Below are 25,015 nucleotides of genomic sequence, written 5' to 3' on the forward strand. Positions count from 1 at the left end.
CCTTACTCATCCGAAATGGGCAGCTGGATCAGCCGTTGTCGGGGAGCAGCATGCAATCATACGAGCGTTTCTTCAGCGCGTCGCAGGCCGAAGTAGCGGCATCGCGGCTCTGGAAGCCGACGAAGCGGGCGCGGTAGACCTTGTTGGCACCGGTGCCGACAGCCTCGGTATAGGGCGAGGCCGCTTTCAAAGCGGCGCCGCCTTCGGCTTTCGCCAGCGCCAGCAGGGCGCGTGCGGCATCATCGCTCGGAGCAGCGGAGATCTGGATCTGCCAGTCGCCCGAGGCTGACGGTTTGGACGGGGACGGCTTGCCGGCATTGGCAATCTCTTCAAGCGCTGCCGGGCGTTCCATGGGAATAGTCGCATCGCTGAGGTAGCCGAGCGCCTGCGGTGCAAGCTCATTCGGGCGCCGCGCCGTCACCGGTACCGGAAGATCGTCGTCGGCCGCCGAGGCGACCTCGACGGGCTGACGCGCATTGACGCTGGCGACCAGCTTCGCGCCGCCGGACGACGACGCGCGGCCGAGGTATTTGTCGAGCAGTCCTGCCATCTTGTCATCACGGCTGCGGGCAGTGCGACCGCCGAGCACCACACCGACGACGCGGCGATTGCCATCCCTGACGGCACTGACGAGGTTAAAGCCAGACGCGTTGGTGTAGCCGGTCTTGATACCGTCCATGCCCTGATAGCGATACATAAGATTGTTGTGGCCGCGGATCGTACGGCCGCGGAAGTTGAAGCTTGCCGTGGAAAACAGGCTGTATTCGCGCGGATAGTGCCTCATCAGCGCCACGGCGAGCGTGGACATGTCGCGGGCTGTCGTGATCTGCCTGCCGTCCGGCAGACCTGAAGCATTGACGAAGACGGTGCGGCTCATGCCGAGCTGCCGGGCCCTCTGCGTCATCATTCGGGCGAAATTGCTTTCCGAGCCGCCGAGCTTCTCGGCCATCGCGGCAGCGGCGTCGTTTGCGGACTTGGTGATCATGCCGAGGATCGCTTCGCGAACGGTGATCGTGGTACCGGCGCGTGCGCCGAGCTTAGTCGGCGGCCGCGAGGCGGCGTATTTCGACATTACGATCGGTGTGTCCCAGCTGAGCTTTCCACGCTTCAGCGCTTCGAACGCCATATAAATCGTCATCATCTTCGTCAGGGAAGCTGGGTGGTTCAGGACATCACCATTCTCGGCGGCCAATACCTTGCCGGTTCTAGCGTCGAGGATCAGTGAGGCGCTGCCCGCCATTGCCGACAAAGGCGCCGCAACGACCAGCGTCGCGGTTATGATCGCGGCCAATAGCTTCTTCATGCACTTCCCCTCAAAGATCGAACGACCCGCGCCCTTAAGAATGTCCCGTTCCGCTACAGAAGACCACAATGTGGAGCGACTTTGCGGCAACTGTTACCATTTTTGACAATTTTTATCCTTCATCGTGAAGAAACAGTAAAGGCGCGCTCGAAACTTTCGTGTTCAGCAAGGCTTAACCTGGGCCTTGCTAGTTTCTCCGTTCAACAGAACCGGCGGGCGGAGCGTAGATGACGGCGAGCGCCAAGATGCTTGCAAAACAGATCGCTATCAAGGGCGGGCTTGAAGTCGCCAATCTTTTGCGCGCGACGGGCCTAGTGCGCGGCGCGCGCGGTCGCGGCGCAATCTTCACGCTCCACCACGTGCGCCCTCGCGACACGACAGAGTTCGCGCCCAATGCGCATCTGGAGATCACGCCGGAATTTCTCGATACCGTGCTACGGCAGCTGAAGAGCGATGGCTATCGCTTCGTATCGCTTGGCGAGATCCCCGCGCTACTGTCGGAGCAAGCACCGAAGCAGCCTTTTGCCGCATTTACGCTTGACGACGGCTATCGCAACAACCTCGTCTATGCCCTGCCCATCTTCGAGCGGCACGGCGCACCGTTTACAATCTTCGTTGCCAAGGGGCTGGTCGAGCGTACCCACACCATCTGGTGGGAAACCCTTGCCGCCCTTCTGCGCAAGGAGAAGAGGCTCGGCTTCGACTTCGGCGACGGCCGCGAGATCATCGATCTCGTAGCCCCGGCAGCCAAGCAGCGAGCCTTCGGTCGCTTTGCTCGCTACCTTCATCAAAACGATGAGGCGGCGACCGTCATGGAAATGGACACCCTCGCCCGGGACCACGAAATCGATCCCTTCGAGATCGTCGATGACCTCGTCATGGGCGCGCCCGAGCTCAATCTTCTTGATGCGAGCCCGCTGGCTTCCCTCGGCGCACATTCCGTCAGCCACCGTGCCGTCGCGCGCCTATCCGACGCGGAGGTTCGTGACGAGATGGAGGTTTCCTGCGACTACGTAGCGGCGATTTCAGGCAATCGGCCCCAATCCTTTGCCTATCCCTATGGCACGCGTGAAGCGGTAACCCAGCGGCAGGCGATGATTGCCCGTGACTTCGGCTTCGCGATCGCGGTCACCACACAGCCGGGAGTCGTAACGCAACGTTCTCTGGACAACGCGACCTACCTGCCCCGGCTTTCGATCAACGGTCTCTATCAAAAGGCCCGCTACGTCTCTGGCCTGGCATCCGGGATTCCGCTCAAACTGATGGCCAGCGGCGAGTGACGGTGCCGCTGGGGCAGCTCATGCCCCTGGCCGGGCTAGGGATACATCCGCACCGTGGTCCAATCATCGTTGGGTGAGGCTCGCCGGAACTCTATACGGTCGTGCAGGCGGAATTTCTGGTCTTTCCAGAATTCGATCGAGACCGGCCGTATGCGAAAGCCGGACCAATGGGCCGGGCGCGGAATATCACCGATCGCGTATCGGGCGGTGTATTCCGCAACGGCCTTTTCCAAGGCGAACCGGCTCTCCAGCGGCCGCGACTGCTTCGATGCCCAGGCACCGATGCGGCTGCCGCGAGCCCGAGTCTTGAAGTAGGCATCCGCTTCTTCGTCGGTGACGATTTCCACAACCCCGCGCAGCCGCACCTGCCGTCGCAGCGTTTTCCAGTGGAAACACATGGCCGCTTTTTTCTGTCCGAGGAGTTCGCGGCCTTTCTGACTCTCGAAATTCGTGTAGAACACAAATCCGTCGTGATCGAATCCCTTAAGGAGAACCATGCGGACATTGGGAAGGCCGTCTTCATCGACCGTCGCAAGCGCAACCGCAGTCGGGTCATTGATCTCGGAGGCCTCGGCCTCCTTCAGCCAATCGGCAAAAAGGTCGAACGGCTCGTTTCGCTCGGTGAAGTCACCGCTTGTTAACTCATTTGTCGACATATTAGCTCAAATGCCCCGGGTTTATTCTAAATTTGCCCAGCTTTACGCTACTGGACAGGACGCAGGGTGGAAGTCATAGCAAAGTCAGATCGTCATACAAAGGGTCTGCTGCGGCAAAGCGCGGCCTTCTGCATTGTCGCAATGGCGGTGCTCTCGCTTTCCGGATGCATCTCAGGCGGATTGGATCTCTTCAGTAGTTCGAAGGTCGACCGCTCGGTCGCCACGGGCACCGTGCCGCAGCCGGTTCCGACCAGCGATTCGATTTCAGACGAAATGACCGTCGGCAACGCGGTAACATCCGCCGACATCCCGAGGCTCGAGGGGCGACCGCTTCCCTGGGCGAACGCCTCGACCGGCAGCGCCGGCGTCATCGACACCATCGTCGAGAACAATGATACCGGCCAGGTTTGCCGCCAGTTCCGCACGACGCGTCACTCCTATGTCGGCATCGCGAAATTCTACGGCAAGACCTGCCTCGTCGGCGGCGGCAACTGGCAGCTTCTGAGTTTCCAGCCGGAAAGCTGACCCGGCATCGGCCGTGTTTGATGCGCGGTCCGGTTTCCAATCAATATTTAGCAAAACAATAACCATTCGGCGTGAAAGCACCGCATGCCGCCGCGCGCAATAAGGACTGATTAGCAACTTTCCCGGAGGATCATTCCCATAAGTGCGCCCGGTTTTCTTCTTTGGAAATGAACCTCGGCGCACCAAATGAGTTGTATGTGGCTTCGGGGTGCTGGACTGGACAAGCACACCGCATCGGAACACCGGCGGTTTTAGAACATGCGCGATCCTTACAAGATATTGGGCGTCAAGCGCGACGCCGGGCAGGACGAAATCAAGGCAGCCTGGCGCAACATGGCCAAGGCCGTCCACCCCGATCACAATCAGGGCGATCCTTCGGCGAGCGCGCGTTTCGCCGAGATCGGCCGCGCTTACGAGACCCTCAAGGATCCGAAGAAACGGAGCCTTTTCGACACTGCCTCCCGCGCAGCGGAAGCCAAGGCCACCGAAAACACCATCATGCAGCAGCGGCACGCCGCCCGCGAAGCCGCGGTGCGCGCCAAGGCCGCGCAGGCAAATGCGGAGCGGGTGATGGAAGAACTGGCACGCGCCGCGGCACGGAAGGCTGCAGCCGACGCCGCCAAGCAGCCGCAGGCCGGCGCCGCCGAGCCGGCAGAAGAGATGATCGAACGAATTTTCGGCACGCAATCGCGTGCCGCTGGCGGTGGTGGACGAGCGCAGGGCTTTGCGGCCGGCGCCGCAAAGCGACCCGAGCCAGGTACGGCGTCGAATGAAAGACAAGCCGATTCCGGAAAGTCCGATGCCGAGCAGTCGGCGGAGGAAGCCGCCGCGGCCGCCTCGGCAATCCTGCAGCCACTGAGCCTGCTGACGTCGCTCGTCCGGCGTTTCACTGGCGTCGCGCCCGCGCCGGAGAAAGTGCCTGACCAGTTCGCGACGGCGACTGTAACGATCGACGACCTCCTCAACGGAAGCTGGGTCACCGCCGATCTCGGTGAGGGCCGCGAGGCAGGTTTTTCGCTGGCTGCCGGGACCACCGAGGGCAGCCAGGTACGCCTGAAGGGCCAGGGTTACAAGCTGGCAGGCATGCAACGCGGCGACGCCGTGATGAACATACGCATTGCGCCCGATACGCGCTTTACCGTGGACGGCTTCGATCTCCATACTGTCCTGCCGGTGACGATAGAGAACGCGGTACTGGGCACGGAGGCGCGGATCGACGCACCGACTGGTCCGCTCAATGTCACGGTTCCGGCCTGGTCAGGATCCGACAAGACCATCCGGATTGAGAGCCAGGGCTTGCCGAACGGTGCCGGCGGCAAGGGCGATCTCGTTGTCGAACTGCGTATTATGTTGTGGGAAAAGCCCGACGACAAAGTCATGGACCTGATGCGAAGCATGAAGAACGGCTTGTTTTTATGAAATTTTGGTGAAAAGCGCACCCTTTATTACGCTGCCTAATAGTTGATGATAGCTGCCAATCTTGAACCGATTAGCAGCCTATGCCATAGGCAGGATCAATCAGAATTCCTTAGGGGGCAAAATATGGCTCAGGCATCAGGCCTCATGTCAGGCAAACGCGGCGTCATCATGGGCGTTGCCAACAATCGTTCGATTGCGTGGGGTATTGCCAAAGCTATTCATTCACAGGGTGGAGAAATTGCCTTTACCTATCAGGGAGAGGCGCTGAAGAAGCGCGTCGAGCCGCTGGTTGCCGAGGTAAACGGCGTCTTGATTGGCCACTGCGACGTCAGTGACGAATCAACCATCGACGAGGTTTTCGACAACGTCGAAAAGCTGTGGGGCAAGATCGACTTCATCGTTCACGCAATCGGCTTTTCCGACAAGGATGAACTGACAGGACGCTACGTCGACACGTCGCCCGACAATTTCACCAAGACGATGCAGATTTCCGTCTACTCATTCACCTCCATCGCACGCCGGGCCGAACGGCTGATGACGGACGGCGGCGCCATGCTGACACTTACCTATTACGGCGCCGAGAAGGTCATGCCGAACTACAACGTCATGGGCGTTGCAAAGGCGGCACTCGAAGCGAGCGTCAAGTATCTGGCCGTCGACCTTGGGCCGAAGAACATTCGCGTCAACGCGATTTCCGCAGGTCCCATCAAGACGCTTGCCGCCTCCGGCATCGGCGACTTCCGCTACATATTGAAGTGGAACGAATATAACGCGCCGCTGCGCCGCACGGTAACGATCGAAGAGGTTGGTGATGTTGGCCTGTATCTGCTGTCCGATCTGTCGCGGTCCGTGACAGGTGAAGTGCACCACGCGGACAGCGGCTACCACGTCATCGGCATGAAAGCCGTGGACGCGCCGGATATTTCCGTCATAAAGGATTGATCGCACTCCTTTACTGCATCGTGCTGGCGGCCCCTTCACGCGACAGCGGTGGGGCCGTGCATGACAGTTGGAGTCGATTTTGCTTATCTACGTCGTCAGACATGGCCAGACCGATTGGAATGCGGAACGTCGCTTGCAGGGGCAGAAGGACATTCCGCTAAACACCATCGGACGCGAACAGGCTCGCCAGAACGGCATCGACCTCGCTGAAATCCTGAAGGTGGAGGCAATCCCCTTTGATTTCGTCGCCAGCCCCCTCTCCCGCACCCGCGCAACGATGGAGATCTTGCGCGCCGCGATGGACCTGCCGCCGAAAGACTACCGGACCGACGAACGGCTCGTCGAGGTGTCCTTCGGCGACTGGGAAGGCTTCACGATCAAGGAATTGAAGACCACGGTGCGGGACAGGATTGCCGAGCGCAACCTCAACAAATGGGATTTCATCCCGCCCGGGGATGACGCCGAGAGCTATGAAATCATGTCCTGGCGCGTTGCCTCATGGCTGAATTCCGTCGATCGCCCGACGGTTTGCGTGACGCATGGGGGCGTTATCCGCAGTCTTTTCAGGACGATTGCCAAATGGCCGAAGGCCGAGGCCGCGGAAGGCGAAATCCCGCAGGATCGCATCCTGAAAATTGACACGACAGATGCTCTGATCGGCTGGATCTGACTCGGAATCAGATTCCTACGGAAGGATGTCGAGATCGTTGATGACACGCTTTCCATCGACTTCCGTATAGAACACGATCACCTTCACGCCAGCTTTCAGCCCTTCGAAGTTGAACTCTTCCGGTGCCTGATAGGTCTTCCCGTCGTCAAGCGTCAGGCTGAGATTGGACACGTCGATCTTCTTGATCGTCGCCTCGACGTCGGCGCTCTCGGCATAGCCGCTCATCGGCGACAAGAAACTCGCTGTGGCCAAAAGCGTAGCTACGACGAAGCGCATGACATTAGTTCCTCGAAAACACGACTCTACAATCCAACTGCGCATAGATAACCTTTTGAATATGGCGAAATTTGCCCTGAAGAATGGCCTTTCTCGCCCAATTGGTGAATGGCATTTTAACAAGATCATCCAGCAACGATTGGCAGTCCGGGAGTGTCTTCTCGCTGGCAACGCAGATTATCCGCGGGAAATCGTAAATTAACCGCTCCCATCTACAGTCGCTCCGAACAGGGGAGACAGTGTTTTGTTATTCCGCCTCAAAGGCAGCAACACATTTCGGCGCGTCTTGAGGAAGACCCGTATATCGTTTCTGGTATCCAGTCTCGTTGCCGCTGTAGCCGTCATGGTTGGCTTCAGCCTCGATCACGCCAATACTGCCGCTCATCTGCGCGAATTGAGCATCCGGACGGAGAACGACATCAGCCTGATTCGGGCGCGGGTGACGGCGCAGATCAACATGGATATCACGGCCGTGCGCGATCTTTCCAACATGGTGGCGATCAATTCCGGGACCAATCCAGAGGAAATGGAACGGCAGATAAACTGGCTGCTCATCCAGAATCCGCATTTCATCCACATCGCCGTCGCGCCGAATTTCACCGTCGGCTCGGTGTATCCACCGCAGGCGGCGAAAGGTCGGCTCGGCGGAGACGTCCGCGACGCGATGCTGACGCGCCAGTCGGTGGTACGCAATACCGGCGCTCAACAGGCGCGCTTTTACGGGCCGATCCGGGACATCAAAGGCAAGGGCGTTTTTGCGATCTTCTTTCCCGTGTTCGTCAAGGAAAACGGGCAACGCCGGATCTGGGGCGGAGTCGAGGTCGCCATCGACGAAGGCATGTTCTACGAGAATACGGGGCTGAAGCCGGCCCGCAACAGCGAAAACCAGGAGAAGTACCCACACCTCGACCACCTCTCCATCGCGGTTCGCGATATCGGTACGACCGACCGCGCCTCTGTCCCCTTCTTCGGCTCGGCCGACGTGCTCGCCAAGCAGCCGATGACGCGCAAGATCGGTTTTGCCGGCGGGCGCTGGGAGATCGCGGCAGTCCCCAAGATCGGCTGGAACGCCGTTCCCGAGAACCGGGCTGCTCTTCGGCTCATCATTCTTGCCGCCGGCAGCGTTGTGGTCGTCGCGGTCTTCTCCGCAACTCTGCTACTCGGCGAGCGCAATCGCAACATCGCGCATCTCGAAGCGCGCGAAGCGACCCTGCTGGAGTTGTCGCAGCGGCTGAACCTGGCGCTGGAGTCGTCGAATATCGGCATCTGGGAATTGCACGACCACGGGCACACGCTTTTCTGGGATGCGCGTGCAGCCGCTCTTCACGGCAAGTCGGCGAAGAATGGCAGCCACTCGCTGGAGGACTGGCTTTCGACCATCGTTTCCGCAGATCGCCACATCGCCGAGGTCCATTTCTTCAACTACAATGTCGCCGGGTCCGCCTACACGGCCCAGTACCGGATCGCCTTGGAAGACGGCCGTATTCGGCATCTGCGCTCCGTCGGGTCTTTCTATACCGACGCAGCAGGCGCTGCAAAGACGATCGGGATCGTCTGGGACGTCACGGCCGACGCCGAAGCGGCCGAAACGTTGCGCAGGGCAAAGGACGTCAGCGATATCAAGAACGCCGAACTGGAACTTGCGCTGGACGAACTCTCGCGCCGGGAAACCGAGCTGGCCGAGCTTTCAGGCAAGCTCGACCTTGCGCTCGATTGCTATCAATGCGGCATCTGGGAAGCGACTCTCGGCGACGAGGGGTCCATCTGGGACGACCGGATGCACGAGCTATATGGGCTGGAGCCAAGAGCGGGTTTCATGGTCGAGCCGGTCTGGCTGTCGTGCATTCTGGCCGAGGACCGTGAACTGGCGCTCGAGAGCGCCCGCCATTTCAAGAAGCTTGGCGATACCCACACACTGATCTGTCGGGTGCCCACCGGTGACGGCGCGATCCGCTATGTTCGCTCCACCGGCAAAGTGCATCAGACCCCGAGCGGCCAACTGAAGATCATCGGGGTCGCCTTCGATGTGACCGAGGACGCGCTGATGACGGCGGCGCTCAAGGCCGCCAAGGACGAGGCAGTCGCCAAGAACATCGAACTGGAACTGGCCAAGGACCGCATCGAGCACAATTCGCTGCACGATCCGCTGACCGCGCTCGCCAACCGTCGCAAGCTCGACATCGCGCTCGAAAGACTGACGGTCAATGGTCGCAGCCAGCGGCAGAAGTTTGCGATCCTCCACATCGACCTGGACAGGTTCAAGGAGATCAACGATACGCTCGGGCATGCCGCCGGCGATGCCATGCTGGTCCACGCGTCGCAGGTGCTGTCGCGGAACCTGAGGGGCGATGACGTCGTCGCGCGCATCGGCGGTGACGAGTTCGTCATCCTTGCGCTCGATGCCAACGATGCGGACATGTCGGTGCTTGCCGGACGCATCATCGAAGAAATGCGGCAGCCGATCGATTTCCAGGGCTTTGCCTGCAGATGCGGCGTCTCGATCGGCATTGCGCTCGCCAACGGCGTCCATGTCGATGCCCGCAAGGTTCTGATCAATGCCGACATCGCGCTCTATCGGGCAAAGAGCCAGGGCCGGAACCGATACGAGTTTTTCAACCACAGCCTCCAGGCCGACATCATCAACAACAAGCGAATGGCCGACGAAATACTCGCCGGCATCGAGAACGGCGAGTTCACCGCCTGGTATCAGCCGCAGTTCAGCGCACGCACCATGGAACTGACCGGCGTCGAGGCGCTGGTCCGGTGGCAACATCCGGCAAGGGGGCTGCTGGCACCCGAAAAATTCCTCAAGATTGCTGACGAAATCAATGTCGTGCAGACCCTCGACCGCATCGTTCTCGAGACGGCGCTCAAGGACAAGATGCGCTGGGCGGCGCTGGGGATTGCAATTCCCAAGGTCTCCGTCAATGTTTCGGCAAGGCGCCTGCACGACGAAAACCTGATCAGCTCGCTGCACGGCCTGCAGATCCGCCCGGGCGAAATTTCCTTCGAACTTGTCGAGTCGATCTTCCTCGATGAAAGCGAGGACGTCGCAGCCCACAATCTCGACCGCATCAAGGCGCTAGGCATCGACATCGAGATCGACGATTTCGGCACCGGCCATACGTCGATCGTCAGTCTGCTGAAGCTGAAACCGAAGCGGTTGAAGATCGATCGGCAGCTGGTGCAGCCAATTATGAGCTCCCCGCAGGAACGCGCCCTTGTCAGCTCCATCATCGACATCGCGCGCTCGCTCGGCGTCGAAACGGTGGCCGAGGGCGTGGAGACGGCCGCTCATGCGACACTGCTCAACGAGCTGGGCTGCGATCTCCTGCAGGGCTACGCTTTCTCACGACCGCTTTGCTTCGACGATTTCAGCGCCGCGGCGACTGGAACAGCCTGGCGGCTCGCTTCCTAGGCAGAGCGTTCACAATTTGCGGAAACAGCATTTCCATGAGGCGGTCGTTTCACGCAAAGAAAGGCTTTTGCCCCCGCTGTTTTTTGGCCTATGAGTGTCGCGCCTTTTTGAAGAACGACGCAGCCGGTGGCGACCGGTTGGCGCGATCCGGTCGGAACACATGTCACACAATACATTCGGTCACCTCTTCCGCGTAACCACCTGGGGCGAAAGCCACGGCCCGGCGCTCGGCTGCGTCGTCGACGGCTGCCCTCCCGGCCTGCGGTTCAAGCTTGAAGACCTTCAGGTCTGGCTTGACAAGCGCAAGCCCGGTCAGTCGCGCTTCGTCACACAGCGACGCGAGGACGACCTCGTCAAGGTCCTTTCCGGCGTGATGCTGGATGCCGACGGCGAGACGATGATTACGACCGGAACACCGATCTCGATGATGATCGAGAATACCGACCAGCGCTCGAAAGACTACGGCGAGATCGCGAGACAATATCGTCCCGGTCACGCGGACTACACCTACGATGTCAAATACGGCATCCGCGACTATCGCGGGGGCGGACGCTCCTCGGCACGCGAGACGGCAGCGCGCGTGGCCGCAAGCGGCATTGCCCGCCTTGTCGTGCCCGGCGTCACCGTGCGCGGCGCTCTGGTGCAGATCGGCAAGCACAAGATCAACCGCCAGAACTGGGATTGGGATCAGGTCGATAAGAACCCGTTTTTTGCGCCCGACCCCGAGATCGTTCCGGTCTGGGAGGACTATCTGGACGGTATCCGCAAGAAGGGTTCCTCGATCGGCGCTGTCGTCGAGGTGGTCGCCGAAGGAGTTCCAGCAGGCCTCGGCGCACCGATCTACAGCAAACTCGACCAGGACATCGCCTCGCTGCTGATGTCGATCAATGCCGTCAAGGGTGTGGAGATCGGCAACGGCTTCGAAGCCGCTGAAATCACCGGCGAGGAAAATGCCGACGAAATGCGCATGGGCAACGACGGCAAGCCACTATTTCTGTCGAACCATGCCGGCGGCATCCTCGGCGGCATCTCGACCGGCCAGCCGGTGATCGCGCGTTTCGCCATCAAGCCAACCTCCTCGATCCTGACCGAGCGCCAGTCGATCGACGCCGATGGCAAGAATGTCGATATCCGCACCAAGGGACGACACGACCCCTGCGTCGGCATCCGCGCGGTGCCGATCGGCGAGGCGATGGTCGCCTGCGCCATTGCAGACCATTATCTTCGTGACCGCGGCCAGACCGGCCGGCTGAAATAGGAAAATCTCATGTCTTACGACCAGAAGCGCGTCGTCGACGCGATCCGAGCCTTCGAAGCCGGCGAAATTGTTGTCGTCATGGATGATAACGACCGCGAGAATGAAGGCGATCTCATCGTGGCCGCGGTGCACTGTACCGCGGAGAAGATGGCATTCATCGTGCGCCATACGTCCGGAATCGTCTGCGCGCCCATGCCGAAGGAAGAGGCGCGTCGCCTGAACCTCAACGCCATGGTTGCCGAGAACGACTCGGCGCATACGACCGCATTCACCGTTTCCGTGGACTTCAAGCACGGTACGACAACCGGCATCAGCGCCGACGACCGGACACTGACCGTTCGCAATCTCGCCAACCCCAATGTCGGCGCCTCGGATTTCGTTCGCCCCGGCCATATCTTCCCGCTTGTGTCCCGCGAAGGCGGCGTGCTGATGCGCTCCGGCCATACCGAAGCCGCCGTCGATCTCTGCAAGCTGGCGGGCCTGCCGCCGATTGGCGTGATCTGCGAACTGGTCAACGACGACGGCACCGTCACCCGCGGCCCCCAGGTCGTCGACTTTGCGGAACAGCACGGATTAAAAATCGTATCGGTCGCCGATCTCATCGCCTATCGCCAGCGCAAGGAATCGCTGATCGAACTCGGCCAGAGCTTCGATGTCGATACGCCGTTCGGCAAGGCGAAGGCCCATACCTACTCGCTTCCCTGGGATACGATGCAGCATCTCGCCGTCGTCTTCGGCGACATCCGCGACGGCATCGACATCCCAGTCCGCCTGCACCCGGAGAATGTTGCCGAGGATATCTTCGGCAAGCGCCGGCCAGTCGACCACTACATGAAGAAGATTGCCGAGGAAGGTCGCGGGATCATCGTCTACCTGCGCGAAGGCTCGGTCGGTGTCGGCCATCATGACAACGGCCGCAAGTCACGGACACAGGGCCGCGAGGCGCATGTCGAGGCACAGGTGCGCGACAGCGAATGGCTGGAAATCGGACTCGGAGCGCAGATCCTCAAGGACCTTGGCGTTTCGTCGATCAAGCTGCTGACCAGCCGCGAGCGTCATTACGTCGGGCTTGAAGGCTTCGGCATCAAGATTAGCAAGACCGAGATCTACTAGGCCGGGCGCCAGCCTTCGACATAGCCGATCTTCTCGACGCCGGAGAAGCGGGCGAGACGTTGCAATTCGGCTTCGAGCCGGTCCATGCGGCCGGCCGAGGCGCGCACGCCCGGCTCCAGCCAAAGCCGTTTGACGTCGAGGCTTCCGTTCTTGCGGTCCGCTTTCATATCGATGCGGCCGATCAGCCTGTCGCCCTCGAGAAGCGGGAAGACATAGTAGCCATACTCCCGCTTCGGCTCCGGCACGAAAATCTCGATGCGATAGAAAAAACCGAAGAGGCGTTCGGTGCGATTGCGGTCGCGGATCATCGGATCGAATGGGCTGAGCACGCGAATACGCGGCGGTGCTTCCGGATAACTGCCGAGCGTGGAGAGGACATCGGAAAAACCCCATGACGGTCGCGGCTTGCCGCCAAGGGCCGGTTCGATCATCACCTCGGTCAGTTCGTCGCGATGTGCGACGACCCAGGCTTTCGCCTCATCCGGCGACAGCAGGTTCCAGAAGGCAGCGATCTCTCCATGCGTCGCAAAGCCGAGGCGCGTCAGCGCGCTACGGCAGGCCCAATCGACGAAGTCGTCGCGGCTGACTTCCGGCTCATGGAATTCGGCCGGAATGACGCGCTCGACAAGGTCGTAGATCTTCTGGAAGTTCGATCGTCCGGCAATCGCGAACTTGCCGGTGCGCCAGAAATACTCAAGCGCCGTCTTGTTCGGATGCCAGTTCCACCAGCCGCCCGAGACGTGGCCGTCGGCCTTGATCTCGCGCGCCATGATGGCGCCGTCGCGAACGACCCGCTCGTAGGTTTCGTCGAATGCGTCCTCGAATCCTTCGCCACGCCATTTGCGCCAGCGCTCGACGAGCACCTCCTCCTCGTGACGAAACTTGTGCTTCCAATAGCGAAAGAAGGCGCTCGGCAAGATCGAGGCGTCATGCGTCCAGTGTTCGAACAGCGAGCCGTCCTTTTCCAGTAGCGCGGTCAGGTGTTCGCGCTTGTAGGTCTGGTTTCGCGAGAAGAGGATCAGGTGATGGGCGCGCTCCACAGTCTGGATGCTGTCGACCTGGACAAACCCGATGTCATGGATGAGCTGAAGGAGCCCGGGTTTCGTCAGGGCCTTGTTCGGCGACACGCCGAGGCCCTGCTTGGCGAGAAAGAGACGTCGTGCATCGGAATTCGAAATGAGATTCGTCATGGGCAACAGCATAGACTGGAAAATGTTCCTAGCCACCCGATAATGTGACGTCTTCAGCGGCTGGAAGAGGCCGATACGGTTTTCGAGCCATGTTTTCAGCTTCCAATCGACCAGATTCATTTATAGAACGGCCTCTCAATTCACGAGGGCTCAAGTGGACATACGCTTCGAAGGCGCAGGGGTCAGCTATGGTGCGCGCGTTGCGCTGGAGCCCGTCACGCTGGAACTCGGCGGGAACCGGGTCGGCATCATCGGGCTGAACGGTTCCGGCAAGACGACCTTTGCGCGGCTCATCAACGGATTGACCAAGCCGACCCTCGGACGGGTGATGGTCAACGGCCGCGACACGGCGGGCGAGAAGACTGTCCTGACCGATGTCGGCTTCATCTTCCAGTCGCCCCAGAACCAGATCATCCTGCCCGTGGTGCGCGACGACATCGCCTTCGGCCTGAAAAGCCGCGGCTACGCCAAGGCGGAAATAGAGGCAAGGGTCGACAATGTTCTGGAACGCTTCAGCGCCGGGCATCTTGCCGATCGCCGCGCGCATGAGCTTTCCGGTGGAGAGCTGCAGCTCGCCGCTCTCTGCTCGGTGCTGGCGACGGGACCGGACATTCTCATTCTCGACGAGCCGACCAACCAGCTCGATCTCAGGAATCGCGGACGGGTGCAGGCATTGATCGATGCGCTGCCCGAGAGCGCTATCGTCATCACCCACGATCTCGAGCTGATCGCGGGCTACGCGCGTGTGCTGGTCTTTCACGAGGGGCGCCTTGTCGCAGATGCTCCCGCCGATGAAGCCATCGTGCACTACCGGGAGATTGCCGCCTGATGCAGTCGCTTTTCGTCGAGGGCAACAGTGCAATGCATCGCGTTTCGGCACGGGCGAAGCTGCTTGCCCTCGCCGTTCTCGGCATCGTCCTTTTCACCACCGGAAGCATTCCGTTGCTGGCGTTTGCTGTTGCAGCGACCGCAGCAGTCTACTTCCGCATCGGCCTGCCGAAGCGGCAGGCTCTGGTGCGGTTGAAGCCGATATTCCTGACCATTGTCATCGTGGCGCTGTTCAGCCTGGCCTTCAATCCCTGGCATGGGGCCGCCGTCTCGCTGCTCCGGTTGACGGCATTGATGCTATTTGCCGCGAGCGTGACTGCAACGACAACGATCGCGGAGTTCATCGACGAGATTACCCTTCTTGCGCGGCCGCTCGAGCGGCTGGGACTGATGCGGGCGGCCGATGTCGGCCTGACCGTCGGCCTCGTCATTCGCTTCGTGCCTGAAATCCTCGGGCGATATCATGCCATCCGGGAGGCGCATGCCGCCCGCGGGCTGACGGTCCGGCCGACCACCGTGCTGGTGCCGCTGATCATCCTGACGCTCAGGGATGCGGATAACATCGCCGCGGCGATTGACGCGCGCGGCGTTCGGCGGCATGTCAATTAGGAACTCTTGCACCACGGAGACTTCATGAGCACCCGCGACCTCGTCTTGTCCGCCCTCTTCGCCGCAATCATCGTCGCGCTCGGTATCCTGCCGCCGATTACGCTGGGGTTCATTCCGGTGCCGACTACCGCGCAGTCGCTCGGCGTCATGATGGCGGGCGTCGTGCTCGGCGCACGACGCGGTACGATCGCGGTTCTCATCGTGCTGGTGCTTGTCGCCATCGGTCTTCCGGTGCTCTCCGGCGGCCGCGGCGGGCTTGCCGCCTTCGCGGCACCAACCACCGGCTTCCTGATCGGATGGGTATTTGCCGCTTTCGTGACCGGCTACCTCAGCGAGCGGCTGGTCAAATCCGGGCAGACGGCGATGGTGCAGACGGCGGGCTTCTTCTTTGCCGCCATGATCGGCGGTATCGTGGTTCTCTACTCCTTCGGTATTGTCTACCTCGCGGTCGCTGCCCAGCTTGGCCTCTCCAAGGCCTTCCTCGGCTCTATGGCGTTTATCCCGGGCGACGTCATCAAGGCGTTTGTCGCAGCACTCGTCGGCCGTGCGGTGATGGCCGGCTACCCGCTGCTGCCGGTCAGAAGCTAATCGACGAAACCATAGAGCCAGTCGCGCGTGACTTCGGGAAGCGGGACCGGCGAACGATTTTCGCGCGAGCGCGCCTGCCAGATGATTTCGACTTCGGCAGAGCGCTCATCGCCAATGTCGGCCGCGATAATGAAGCCAACCGAACGCACGCCGATCTTGTCGACTGACGCTGTAAAGATGACTCTATCGTCGTAATGCAACGGCCGATGCAGGATGCAGGTCAGCTTGCTAGCGATATAAAGCGGCTCGTCTTCGATCTGCGGCCGCGATGACCAGAAGGTCGCCAACACCGATTCGGCGTAGGAAATATAGGAACCCAGGAATACCTGGCCGTTCATATCCACATCGCGGAACGGCACATTCATTTCAACGGTGCGCGTGACCTCGTTCATTGATCTTTCTGCCAATTTCCCCCTGCGTGAACACTAGCCGCGGGGCCGGTCGAAGTAAACGGATGAGTGGCAGGCGGCCCATTCGTGGTTGTTGAAATCGCGGCAGCAAGCCCCATCTGCTGTGGATCATACCGGGATGGACAGATAGAGTAACCTGATGAGCACCCGCCTTTACGAACACCCGATTTTTCTCGAACACGTAACGCCCTCTGGCCACCCGGAGCGCTCCGACCGGTTGCGCGCCATCAACGTCGCGCTGGAGCATCCGCATTTCGAAAAACTCGAGCGCAAGCAGGCGCCGCAGGCCAACGAAGATGCTGTGCTGCTCGCTCACCCGGAAGAGCACCTGCTTTCCGTTATGCAGCAGGTGCCGGAGGAAGATGGCGAGATCAACCAGCTTGAGGCCGACACCTATGCAAGCCCGAAGAGCCTGCAGGCGGCGCTGACGGGCGTCGGCGCGGCGATGGCGGCGGTCGACGACGTCTTCACCGGCAAGGCGGATAATGTCTTCGTCGCTTCGCGCCCGCCCGGCCACCACGCTGAGAAGTCGAAGGCGATGGGCTTCTGCTTCTTCAACAACGCCGCGATCGCCGCCCGCCACGCGCAGAAGGTCCACGGCGCGGAGCGGGTCGCAATTGTTGACTGGGACGTGCACCACGGCAACGGCACGCAGGACATCTTCTGGGACGATCCTTCAGTGCTGTTCTGTTCGACGCACCAGATGCCGCTCTATCCCGGCAGCGGCGCGAAGGATGAAAGCGGCAAGCACGGCACGATCGTCAATGCGCCGCTCTCGCCGAATGTCGGAAGCGACCATTTTCGCGAGGCGTTCAAGTCGCGGGTCCTGCCGGCATTGTTCGATTTCCGGCCTGATCTCATCATCATCTCCGCCGGCTTCGACGCGCACCACCGCGATCCGTTGGCGCAGATCAACCTCGTCGGCGAGGATTTCGACTGGGCGACCGGGCGACTGCTCGAGGTGGCCGACAAAAGTGCCGCAAACCGGGTCGTCAGCCTGCTGGAAGGCGGCTATGATCTCGAGGGGCTCGCCGAGTCGGCAGGCCTGCATATTCTGAGAATGATGAAGGGTTGAGTATGACAGACAGCGTCAAGCCGGAGGTTGCCGGTCTTTCGTTCGAGAAGGCGGTTGCCGAGCTCGAAAGCATCGTGGCAAGGCTGGAACGCGGTGACGTGGCGCTGGACGAATCCATTGAAATCTACGAGCGCGGCGAAGCGCTGAAGAAGCATTGCGAGACGCTGCTTTCGGCTGCCGAAAACCGGATCGAAAAGATCCGCCTCGACCGCGCCGGCAAGCCACAGGGCGTGGAGCCGCTAGACGGGGCCTAGCGCCCCGCCGTTCAACATCGCGTAAGCATGCCGGCTCCGGACAGACCGGACGCCATCCCATAAGTCGAACATCCGGGGACGGTTACTGATGACGGGCAGGTTGCAGGGCAAGGTCGCCATCATTTCCGGCGGCGCGACGGGCATGGGTGGTGCGGCATCGAGGCTGTTTGCGGCGGAAGGTGCGCGGGTCGCCATCGTCGACCGAAACGGCGAAGCAGCGGCGCAGACGGTCAAGTCGATCCGCGACGCCGGCGGGGATGCCGATTGCTGGACGGCAGACGTATCCGAGGAGGAAGCGGTGAACTCTGCCGTTGCGGAGATCGAGAAGCGCTACGGCGCGGTTAGCGTCCTTTTCAATCATGCCGGCACCATCGTCATCAAGCCGTTTCTGGAAACGACGCTGCAGGAATGGGACTGGCTGCATGCCGTCAACGTCCGGTCGATGTTTCTGATGACAAAGGCCGTGCTGCCGAAAATGATCGCAGCCGGCGGCGGATCGATCGTCTGCACCTCGTCGATTTCGGCGGTAGCAGCAACGCCGATGGAAGTGCTCTACGACACCACCAAAGGTGCCGTGCACATGTTCGCCCGCGCCATTGCCGTCGAGTTCCGTGATCGCAACATTCGCTGCAACGCCGTTTGCCCCGGTTTTATTCGCACGCCGCACGGTCTGCGCGAGGTGGCGGACCTGCAGGCGCTCGGCGTCGATGTTTCGGACGCAGCAATCGCCGCGCAGCAGGGACGTATCGGCGAGCCGGAAGACGTGGCCCGCGCAGCGCTCTATCTGGCAAGTGACGAATCGAACTTCGTCAATGGCGCCCACCTGTTCGTCGACAACGGTTTCACGGCGATCTGAGCCGCCACTCGTTCGGTGCTGAAGCTCTTTCGCAATCAACCGCCAGGGGGTATCTCTGGTCGGAGCATTTGCCATTGGAGACACGTCCATGTCCTTCTTCCCCGGTAAAGATCCCCTGCCCGGCGATGCCTTCGCCTGCGACGCGATCGAGAACCTTATCATCCCGCGCACCAGCGATATCGGTGGGTTTCAGGTGCGGCGCGCGTTGCCGACGCGCGAGCGCCGCCTTGTCGGGCCGTTCATCTTCTTCGACCGGATGGGGCCGGCGATCCTGAAGCCGAATGAGGCACTGGACGTGAGACCGCATCCGCACATCGGGCTTTCGACGGTCACCTACCTCTTCGACGGCGAGATCCGGCATCTCGACAGCCTCGGCACCGAGAAGGTTATTCGCCCCGGCGATATCAACCTGATGACCGCCGGGCGCGGGATCGTCCATTCCGAGCGTACGCCCGACAACCTGCGCGGCCATCCGCTGTTGATGTCGGGGCTGCAGACCTGGCTGGCGTTGCCCGACGACAAGGAGGAGATCGACCCCTCCTTCACGCATACCGAAAAGGACGACATGCCTGTCATCGACGAGCGCGGCGTTCGCGGGCGCGTGGTGATCGGCGCGTTCGAAGGGATGTCGTCTCCGGTGAAGGTGTTCTCAGATACGCTCTATGCCGATATAAGCCTGGAAGCCGGCGTGAAGTTTCCCTTTGCTGCCGCGCATGAGGAGCGGGCCGCCTACGTGCTGTCGGGCGAAGTCGTGATTTCAGGCGATGTATTTGCCGCCGACCAGCTGCTCGTCTTCCGTCCCGGCGATGCGATTACGCTCGAAGCCGGCACGCAAGGCTGTCACCTGATGCTATTCGGCGGCGCGGCACTGAACTCCAAGCGTTACATCTGGTGGAATTTCGTCTCGTCGTCCAAGGAGAGGATCGAGAAGGCCAAGGAAGAATGGCGTAGCGGCCGCTTCGACATCGTTCCGGGGGATGAGGAAGAATTCATACCTTTGCCAGAAGGCTGATCTCCTTTAGAAAGGAAGTCTTGCGGTTCTTGAAATCGACTTTTTTCGCCGCAACTTATGCCTTAAAGGCATCCTGCCCAAGAATGACAAGAAAGAGCCCTCACCCGTGACACAACCGCCGAAGACGCCGCTGCTGGATAAGGTTACCTATCCCGCCGACCTCCGAAAGCTGGAGGATCGCGACCTGCCGCAGTTGGCGCGCGAGGTCCGCGATGAAATGATCGATGCGGTGTCGCGCACCGGCGGCCATCTTGGCGCGGGACTTGGCGTCGTCGAATTGACGATTGCCATCCACAGCGTCTTCGATACGCCCAGCGACCGGCTGATCTTCGATGTCGGGCACCAGTGCTATCCGCACAAGATCCTGACCGGCCGCCGAGACCGGATTCGCACGCTGCGCCAGGAAGGCGGGCTCTCCGGCTTCACCCGTCGCGCCGAAAGTGAATACGACCCGTTCGGCGCCGCCCATTCCTCGACGTCGATTTCCGCCGGCCTCGGCATGGCTGTCGCCGCGGAACTCGACAAGACGGACCGCCGCGTCATTGCCGTCATCGGCGACGGCGCGATGTCCGCGGGCATGGCCTACGAGGCGTTGAACAATGCCGGTGCGCTTGACGCCCGGCTGATCGTCATCCTCAACGACAACGACATGTCGATCGCGCCGCCGACCGGCGCCATGAGCGCCTATCTGGCGCGCCTAGCCTCCGGCCGCACCTACATGGGCTTCCGCGACTTCGGCAAGAAGCTGACGGCCTATCTCGGCAAGAACGTCGACCGCGCCATCACCCGCGCCGTCGAGCATGCCCGCGGCTATGTGACCGGCGGGACGATGTTCGAGGAGATGGGCTTTTATCATATCGGCCCGATCGACGGCCATTCCTTCGAGCACCTGCTGCCGGTGCTGCGCAACGTCCGTGACAACGCCAACGGCCCAGTGCTCATCCATGTCGTGACGCAGAAGGGCAAGGGCTACGCGCCCGCTGAGGCTGCCGCAGACAAGTATCACGGCGTCAACAAGTTCGATGTCATCACCGGCGCTCAGGCGAAGGTGAAGCCGAACGCGCCGAGCTATACGAGCGTGTTTGCCGAAGCACTGGTGCAGGAGGCCGAGCTTGACGACAAGATCGTCGGGGTCACGGCGGCGATGCCTAACGGCACGGGTCTCGACAAGCTCGCCGGTGTCTTTCCGTCGCGGTGTTTCGACGTCGGCATTGCCGAGCAGCATGCGGTGACCTTTGCCGCCGGCCTTGCCGCCGAAGGCTACAAGCCGTTTGCGGCGCTCTATTCCACCTTCCTGCAGCGCGCCTATGACCAGGTCGTGCACGATGTCGCCATCCAGGGCCTGCCGGTCCGTTTCCCGATCGACCGCGCCGGTTTCGTCGGCGCCGACGGGCCGACCCATGCTGGCTCGTTCGACACGACCTTCCTTGCCGCTCTGCCCGGCTTTGTGGTCATGGCAGCCGCCGACGAGGCGGAACTGAAACACATGGTGCGGACGGCAGCGGCCTATGATGCCGGTCCGATCTCGTTCCGCTATCCGCGCGGCGAAGGCGTTGGCATCGAGATGCCGGTGCGCGGCGAAATCCTGCAGATCGGCAAGGGACGCGTCGTCAAGGAAGGGGCGAAGGTTGCCCTGCTTTCCTTCGGCACGCGCCTGGCCGACTGTATGCTGGCCGCCGAAGATCTGGATGCAGCGGGTCTTTCGACGACGGTCGCAGACGCGCGCTTTGCAAAGCCGCTGGATCACGATCTGATCCGCCAGCTTGCCCGCCACCATGAGATGCTGATCACCGTCGAGGAAGGTTCCGTCGGCGGGTTCGGCAGCCATGTGTTGCAGTTCCTGGCCACGGAAGGCCTGCTCGACAATGGGCTCAAGGTGCGATCGCTGGTGATGCCCGACCACTGGGTCGAACAGGCCAAGCCCGAGGTGATGAACGTCCAGGCCGGCCTCGACCGGGCGGGTATCGTCTCGACGGTGTTCAAGGCGCTCGGGCGCCCTGCCGTCGTCGGCGTTGCCGGTTGATCTGATCTGATAAATCGCAGAAATCGGTCTGGAAACTCGACATTCTGAGACCGACTCTTCGATGCATTTCTCACGGGCTTTTCTAGGTCCGTGCTGACCTGAATCGTTCTACAAGCGGTCCTATTGCGCTAAGAAGCCTTTCCGGCGAGGCCGGCGGGCCGCCGATCTCCCATGCATTTTGGAACTCAGCAATCTCGACGCCGACGACTTCGCTCTTGGCGAGCACTTCCGAGACTGCCCGCAAGTCGGAAAGCGTTAGGCCGCCTTCAACTTGGTAGTCCGATGGAACGATGCCAGGGTTGAGTACGTCACAATCAAGATGAACGTATACAGGACGTCCGCCTATGGCGTCGGTTGTCGCCGCAACAAGTTTTGCTTGCGGTCGAATGATCTGAATGTCGGCAGCGTTGATCAGTTTGCGCTCTGCAGGGTCGATGTCGCGCGCACCAAGCAAGATCACGTTGTTCAATGCAAGACCAGCGCCCAGCCCAGACTCCCACAAGCCAGCCGCACCGGAAACCGCCATGCCGCCCAGATAGCCGGAACTCGAGGTTTCCGGGGCGTTCAGGTCGGCGTGGGCGTCAAGCCATACGACACATGCATCAGGTCGATGTCTGGCAACGATTGGCAATGTTGCCAGGGCGACTGCGCAACGGGTCAGGACAGTGAGGGGGCGCGCACCTTGCTCGAAGATGGACTCAAAGTGCCTCGAAAGAGCCTGCAACGCTGGCATCGCTGCATCCAACTCCGCCCGCCAATCGGTATTCAGTGCCGGTTCCGGCGTACCTATGACATGAAGGCTTAGGCCGAGCCGGTCGGAGAGAGCCGACGCCAGGGCGGCCGCGCCTGGTATGGCGAGATCATTGTGATCACCCACGCGCCCCTGGAATGCCGTTAGAATGGTCTTTTCCAGAGCTTCCCCCAGCGTTGTTGTCGCTAAATCCCTGATTAAAGCTAGATTTTGCGACCCAGCTTTAACCGTGGCGCAAAATGGAGCATCTACTGCGCTGGCTGCAGGATGCTTGATGAAGACATTTCCGGCAAGGAGAACCGCTCGCAACGTCTGTGTTGCGAGCGGTTCCACATCAGTATCTGCCTTGGACATTTCCGTAAGAGACCTTGGAAACCGGGGTCTTTTTTTGTTTGGCGTTAGCCGGAAATATCGGCTCAGAATTCCGTCCAGTCCTCCTGGACGGCAGCGGCCGTTGCAGCTCTGCCACCGAAAGCCTTGGCGACCGTGCGCGTCAAGGCGCGGGCTGGTGAGGCCACCGGACGCGAGGCCGTGTTGGCAATGCTTGCCCGTGGGGCTTCAGCCCGTGCCTGGCCGAGATTGAACTGACGCAACAACTCGTCAAGCGCGCCGGCTTCCTGGGCCAGCGAATGGCTGGCAGCAGTCTGTTCCTCGACCATCGCGGCGTTCTGTTGGGTGCCCTGGTCCATGTTGTTGACCGCGGTGTTGATCTCCTGCAGTCCGATGGACTGTTCGCGCGTGGCGGTAACGATCGCGCCGACATGCTTGTTGATCTCCTGCACCGCGCCGACGATTTCCGTCAATGCCTTGCCGGTTTCATCGACCAGCGACACGCCGGCATTGACCTGGGTACCCGAGGTATTGATCAACGCCTTGATTTCCTTGGCGGCGCTGGCCGAGCGCTGGGCCAATTCGCGCACTTCCTGCGCGACAACGGCAAAGCCCTTGCCGGCATCGCCTGCACGCGCCGCTTCGACGCCGGCGTTGAGCGCCAGCAGGTTGGTCTGGAAGGCGATGTCGTCGATCACGCCGATGATGTTGCTGATCTCGCCCGAGGACTTCTCGATCTCCTGCATCGCGGTGACGGCCTTGCGCACGACCTCGCCGGATTTCTCGGCGCCGAGGCGCGTGCGCTCGACCAGCTGACCGACATCTTCCGCGCGCTTGGCGGAGTCGCGCACCGTCGTCGTCACCTCTTCGAGCGCCGCTGCCGTTTCTTCGACTGCGGCTGCTTGCTGTTCGGTGCGACGTGCAAGATCATCGGCAGCGGTGCGGATTTCGCTGGCGCCGGCATTGATGGCCGAAGCATTCTGGCCGACGGACTGAAGCGCGCCCTGCAGCTTTTCGACGGCATTGTTGAAGTCGTTGCGCAACCGGTCGAACTGCGGCGCGAAGGGCGTGCTGATACGAGTAGCGACATTGCCGTTGGCGAGATCGGACAGGCCACCGGCGAGACCGTCGATAGCGAGGCGGAGTTCGCCCTCGTCTCGGGCCTTCTGTTCGTCACCGGCCCGGCGCTGGTGCTCGGCGTCGCTGCGCATGCGATCGGTTTCACCCGACAGGCGCAGCTTTTCAATTGCCGCGTCCTTGAAGACCAGAACCGATTGCGCCATCCGGCCGACTTCATCCTGTCGGTCGAGAGCGGGCACGTCGATATCGGTCTGGCCGCCGGCGAGGCGTCCCATCGCAGAGGTCATGCCGACAATCGGTCGAACGATGCTGCGGGAAAGCATCCAGGCGAGCAGAACCGCAGCAAGGGCCGCGGCAATGCCGCCGGCGAGCAATGTCGCGCCGAGATCGCTGCTGGCATCCGCCTGAACGGCAGCAAGGGCGTTCGACTCGTCTCGCGCAGCCGCCTTGATCTTGGCAGAAGCCTGACGGAAGCCGTCTAGCTGGCCCTTGGTTTCATTGACGCCGATCTTAACGATCTGATCAACCGGCATGTCGGTCTCCTTGCGGGCCTTCGACTGCGGCTCGGCAAGCTGGTGGAAATAGAGGTCGGCTGCCTTCTGCATGCCATCGATCTGCTGGACGAACTCGCTCTTGCCGGCCGCGGTCTCGCGCGCAGAGTCAATCGCCTTCAGCATGCGTTCGCGGTTGGTGAAGATATCGCCATAGGTGCTGTCGCTGCGGAACAACAGGAAGCCGCGCAGGTTTACGGCCTGTTCGAGCATCGCCTGCAGGGCATCGTCGATCTGGTTGACCAGGCGCTCGGATTTTTTCTGCTGCTCGGACGCCTGCGCAACGGCACCGGCTTTTGAATAGACGAAGGTGGAGACGGCGGCAAAGATAAGGATCAGCAGCGCGAAAGTCGCGGCGAGCTTACCGTTCAAGGACATGTTTCTTGCGGACATCGGTCAATCTCTCGTGGCGGCGTGAAGCCATGGGAAGTCAGGCACGCAATAGCTGCCTGGAAAACTCTGCGGACGGGGAACATGATCAGCAATGGGAGGATGCCATCATGGCGGGAGCAGCTCCGACGAGCCGCTGCAATCGCCCTGACCCTATGACGCCAGACTTTAAATTTGTTTAAGTTTGTGCACTGCGGTGAATGCCTGG

At 61.1% G+C, this 25,015-nt stretch carries 23 protein-coding genes; 16 read left to right on the forward strand and 7 right to left on the reverse strand.

Going from position 1 to position 25,015, the window contains the following annotated elements:
* Window positions 1–28: 28 nt before the first annotated feature.
* Window positions 29–1,303, reverse strand: a complete 1,275-nt coding sequence (locus tag ASC90_RS19920) for a D-alanyl-D-alanine carboxypeptidase family protein (RefSeq protein ID WP_056544130.1) — start codon at window positions 1,301–1,303, stop codon at window positions 29–31.
* 227 nt (window positions 1,304–1,530) lie between these two features.
* Here ASC90_RS19920 and ASC90_RS19925 point away from each other — a divergent pair, with 227 nt between their 5' ends.
* The gene (locus ASC90_RS19925; protein WP_056544135.1) at window positions 1,531–2,583 is read left to right on the forward strand and encodes a polysaccharide deacetylase family protein; all 1,053 of its coding nucleotides are present in this window, start codon (window positions 1,531–1,533) and stop codon (window positions 2,581–2,583) included.
* A 35-nt stretch (window positions 2,584–2,618) separates the two neighbouring features.
* On the opposite strand, the gene pdxH is transcribed toward ASC90_RS19925, so the two are convergent.
* Window positions 2,619–3,239 carry a pyridoxamine 5'-phosphate oxidase gene (pdxH, locus tag ASC90_RS19930; protein ID WP_056544137.1) on the reverse strand — a complete coding sequence of 207 codons (621 nt, stop codon included), beginning with the start codon at window positions 3,237–3,239 and terminating at the stop codon, window positions 2,619–2,621.
* Between the two features lie 66 nt (window positions 3,240–3,305).
* Between pdxH and ASC90_RS19935 the strand changes: the two genes are divergently transcribed.
* From ASC90_RS19935 to ASC90_RS19950, 4 genes are all read left to right on the forward strand, one after another.
* Window positions 3,306–3,764, forward strand: a complete 459-nt coding sequence (locus ASC90_RS19935; RefSeq protein WP_056544142.1) for an RT0821/Lpp0805 family surface protein — start codon at window positions 3,306–3,308, stop codon at window positions 3,762–3,764.
* A gap of 258 nt (window positions 3,765–4,022) precedes the next feature.
* On the forward strand, window positions 4,023–5,183 hold the full coding sequence (locus ASC90_RS19940) for a DnaJ C-terminal domain-containing protein (RefSeq protein ID WP_056544145.1): 1,161 nt from the start codon (window positions 4,023–4,025) through the stop codon (window positions 5,181–5,183).
* A 123-nt stretch (window positions 5,184–5,306) separates the two neighbouring features.
* A complete protein-coding gene (fabI, locus tag ASC90_RS19945; protein WP_056544147.1) occupies window positions 5,307–6,125 on the forward strand; it encodes an enoyl-ACP reductase FabI in 819 nt (272 codons plus the stop codon).
* Between the two features lie 79 nt (window positions 6,126–6,204).
* Window positions 6,205–6,795 carry a histidine phosphatase family protein gene (locus ASC90_RS19950; protein WP_056544150.1) on the forward strand — a complete coding sequence of 197 codons (591 nt, stop codon included), beginning with the start codon at window positions 6,205–6,207 and terminating at the stop codon, window positions 6,793–6,795.
* 15 nt (window positions 6,796–6,810) lie between these two features.
* On the opposite strand, the gene ASC90_RS19955 is transcribed toward ASC90_RS19950, so the two are convergent.
* Window positions 6,811–7,071, reverse strand: coding sequence for a DUF1344 domain-containing protein (locus ASC90_RS19955; protein ID WP_056544153.1), 261 nt, complete (start codon window positions 7,069–7,071; stop codon window positions 6,811–6,813).
* 244 nt (window positions 7,072–7,315) lie between these two features.
* Here ASC90_RS19955 and ASC90_RS19960 point away from each other — a divergent pair, with 244 nt between their 5' ends.
* The 3 genes from ASC90_RS19960 to ribB all read left to right on the forward strand — a co-directional run bounded on the left by ASC90_RS19960 (window position 7,316) and on the right by ribB (window position 12,860).
* Entirely contained in the window at window positions 7,316–10,489 is a 3,174-nt protein-coding gene (locus ASC90_RS19960; protein WP_056544156.1) for an EAL domain-containing protein, read from the forward strand.
* 160 nt (window positions 10,490–10,649) lie between these two features.
* Entirely contained in the window at window positions 10,650–11,747 is a 1,098-nt protein-coding gene (gene aroC, locus ASC90_RS19965; RefSeq protein ID WP_056544158.1) for a chorismate synthase, read from the forward strand.
* 9 nt (window positions 11,748–11,756) lie between these two features.
* Window positions 11,757–12,860, forward strand: a complete 1,104-nt coding sequence (gene ribB / locus ASC90_RS19970) for a 3,4-dihydroxy-2-butanone-4-phosphate synthase (RefSeq protein ID WP_056544161.1) — start codon at window positions 11,757–11,759, stop codon at window positions 12,858–12,860.
* On the opposite strand, the gene ASC90_RS19975 is transcribed toward ribB, so the two are convergent.
* On the reverse strand, window positions 12,857–14,050 hold the full coding sequence (locus ASC90_RS19975) for a winged helix-turn-helix domain-containing protein (protein WP_056544917.1): 1,194 nt from the start codon (window positions 14,048–14,050) through the stop codon (window positions 12,857–12,859). The two genes, ribB and ASC90_RS19975, sit on opposite strands and share 4 nt — an antisense overlap.
* A 154-nt stretch (window positions 14,051–14,204) precedes the next feature.
* On the opposite strand from ASC90_RS19975, the gene ASC90_RS19980 reads away from it, so the two are divergent.
* The 3 genes from ASC90_RS19980 to ASC90_RS19990 are packed head-to-tail and all read left to right on the forward strand — an operon-like array spanning window position 14,205 to window position 16,075.
* On the forward strand, window positions 14,205–14,879 hold the full coding sequence (locus ASC90_RS19980) for an ABC transporter ATP-binding protein (protein ID WP_056544164.1): 675 nt from the start codon (window positions 14,205–14,207) through the stop codon (window positions 14,877–14,879).
* A complete protein-coding gene (locus ASC90_RS19985) occupies window positions 14,879–15,487 on the forward strand; it encodes an energy-coupling factor transporter transmembrane protein EcfT (RefSeq protein ID WP_056544167.1) in 609 nt (202 codons plus the stop codon). Before ASC90_RS19980 ends, ASC90_RS19985 begins: the two co-directional genes overlap by 1 nt.
* A 24-nt stretch (window positions 15,488–15,511) precedes the next feature.
* Window positions 15,512–16,075, forward strand: coding sequence for a biotin transporter BioY (locus ASC90_RS19990; protein ID WP_056544169.1), 564 nt, complete (start codon window positions 15,512–15,514; stop codon window positions 16,073–16,075).
* Here the strand turns inward: ASC90_RS19990 and ASC90_RS19995 are convergent.
* The gene (locus ASC90_RS19995) at window positions 16,072–16,467 is read right to left on the reverse strand and encodes a hotdog domain-containing protein (protein WP_056544172.1); all 396 of its coding nucleotides are present in this window, start codon (window positions 16,465–16,467) and stop codon (window positions 16,072–16,074) included. The genes ASC90_RS19990 and ASC90_RS19995 overlap by 4 nt on opposite strands.
* Window positions 16,468–16,624: 157 nt before the next feature.
* Between ASC90_RS19995 and ASC90_RS20000 the strand changes: the two genes are divergently transcribed.
* From ASC90_RS20000 to dxs, 5 genes are all read left to right on the forward strand, one after another.
* Window positions 16,625–17,560 carry a histone deacetylase family protein gene (locus tag ASC90_RS20000; protein WP_056544174.1) on the forward strand — a complete coding sequence of 312 codons (936 nt, stop codon included), beginning with the start codon at window positions 16,625–16,627 and terminating at the stop codon, window positions 17,558–17,560.
* Window positions 17,561–17,562: 2 nt separating this feature from the next.
* Entirely contained in the window at window positions 17,563–17,814 is a 252-nt protein-coding gene (locus ASC90_RS20005) for an exodeoxyribonuclease VII small subunit (RefSeq protein WP_056544176.1), read from the forward strand.
* 88 nt (window positions 17,815–17,902) lie between these two features.
* Window positions 17,903–18,670: an SDR family oxidoreductase gene (locus ASC90_RS20010; protein ID WP_056544180.1), complete on the forward strand. Its 768-nt coding sequence runs from the start codon at window positions 17,903–17,905 to the stop codon at window positions 18,668–18,670.
* Window positions 18,671–18,758: 88 nt separating this feature from the next.
* On the forward strand, window positions 18,759–19,682 hold the full coding sequence (locus ASC90_RS20015) for a pirin family protein (RefSeq protein ID WP_056544182.1): 924 nt from the start codon (window positions 18,759–18,761) through the stop codon (window positions 19,680–19,682).
* Window positions 19,683–19,788: 106 nt separating this feature from the next.
* On the forward strand, window positions 19,789–21,705 hold the full coding sequence (gene dxs, locus ASC90_RS20020) for a 1-deoxy-D-xylulose-5-phosphate synthase (RefSeq protein ID WP_056544187.1): 1,917 nt from the start codon (window positions 19,789–19,791) through the stop codon (window positions 21,703–21,705).
* A gap of 82 nt (window positions 21,706–21,787) precedes the next feature.
* Here the strand turns inward: dxs and ASC90_RS20025 are convergent, their stop codons facing one another.
* Entirely contained in the window at window positions 21,788–22,789 is a 1,002-nt protein-coding gene (locus ASC90_RS20025) for an arginase family protein (RefSeq protein ID WP_244480427.1), read from the reverse strand.
* 83 nt (window positions 22,790–22,872) lie between these two features.
* Window positions 22,873–24,810: a methyl-accepting chemotaxis protein gene (locus ASC90_RS20030; RefSeq protein ID WP_056544189.1), complete on the reverse strand. Its 1,938-nt coding sequence runs from the start codon at window positions 24,808–24,810 to the stop codon at window positions 22,873–22,875.
* Window positions 24,811–25,015 lie beyond the last annotated feature (205 nt).

It is taken from the genome of Rhizobium sp. Root1220 (assembly GCF_001426265.1).
Lineage (GTDB): Bacteria > Pseudomonadota > Alphaproteobacteria > Rhizobiales > Rhizobiaceae > Rhizobium.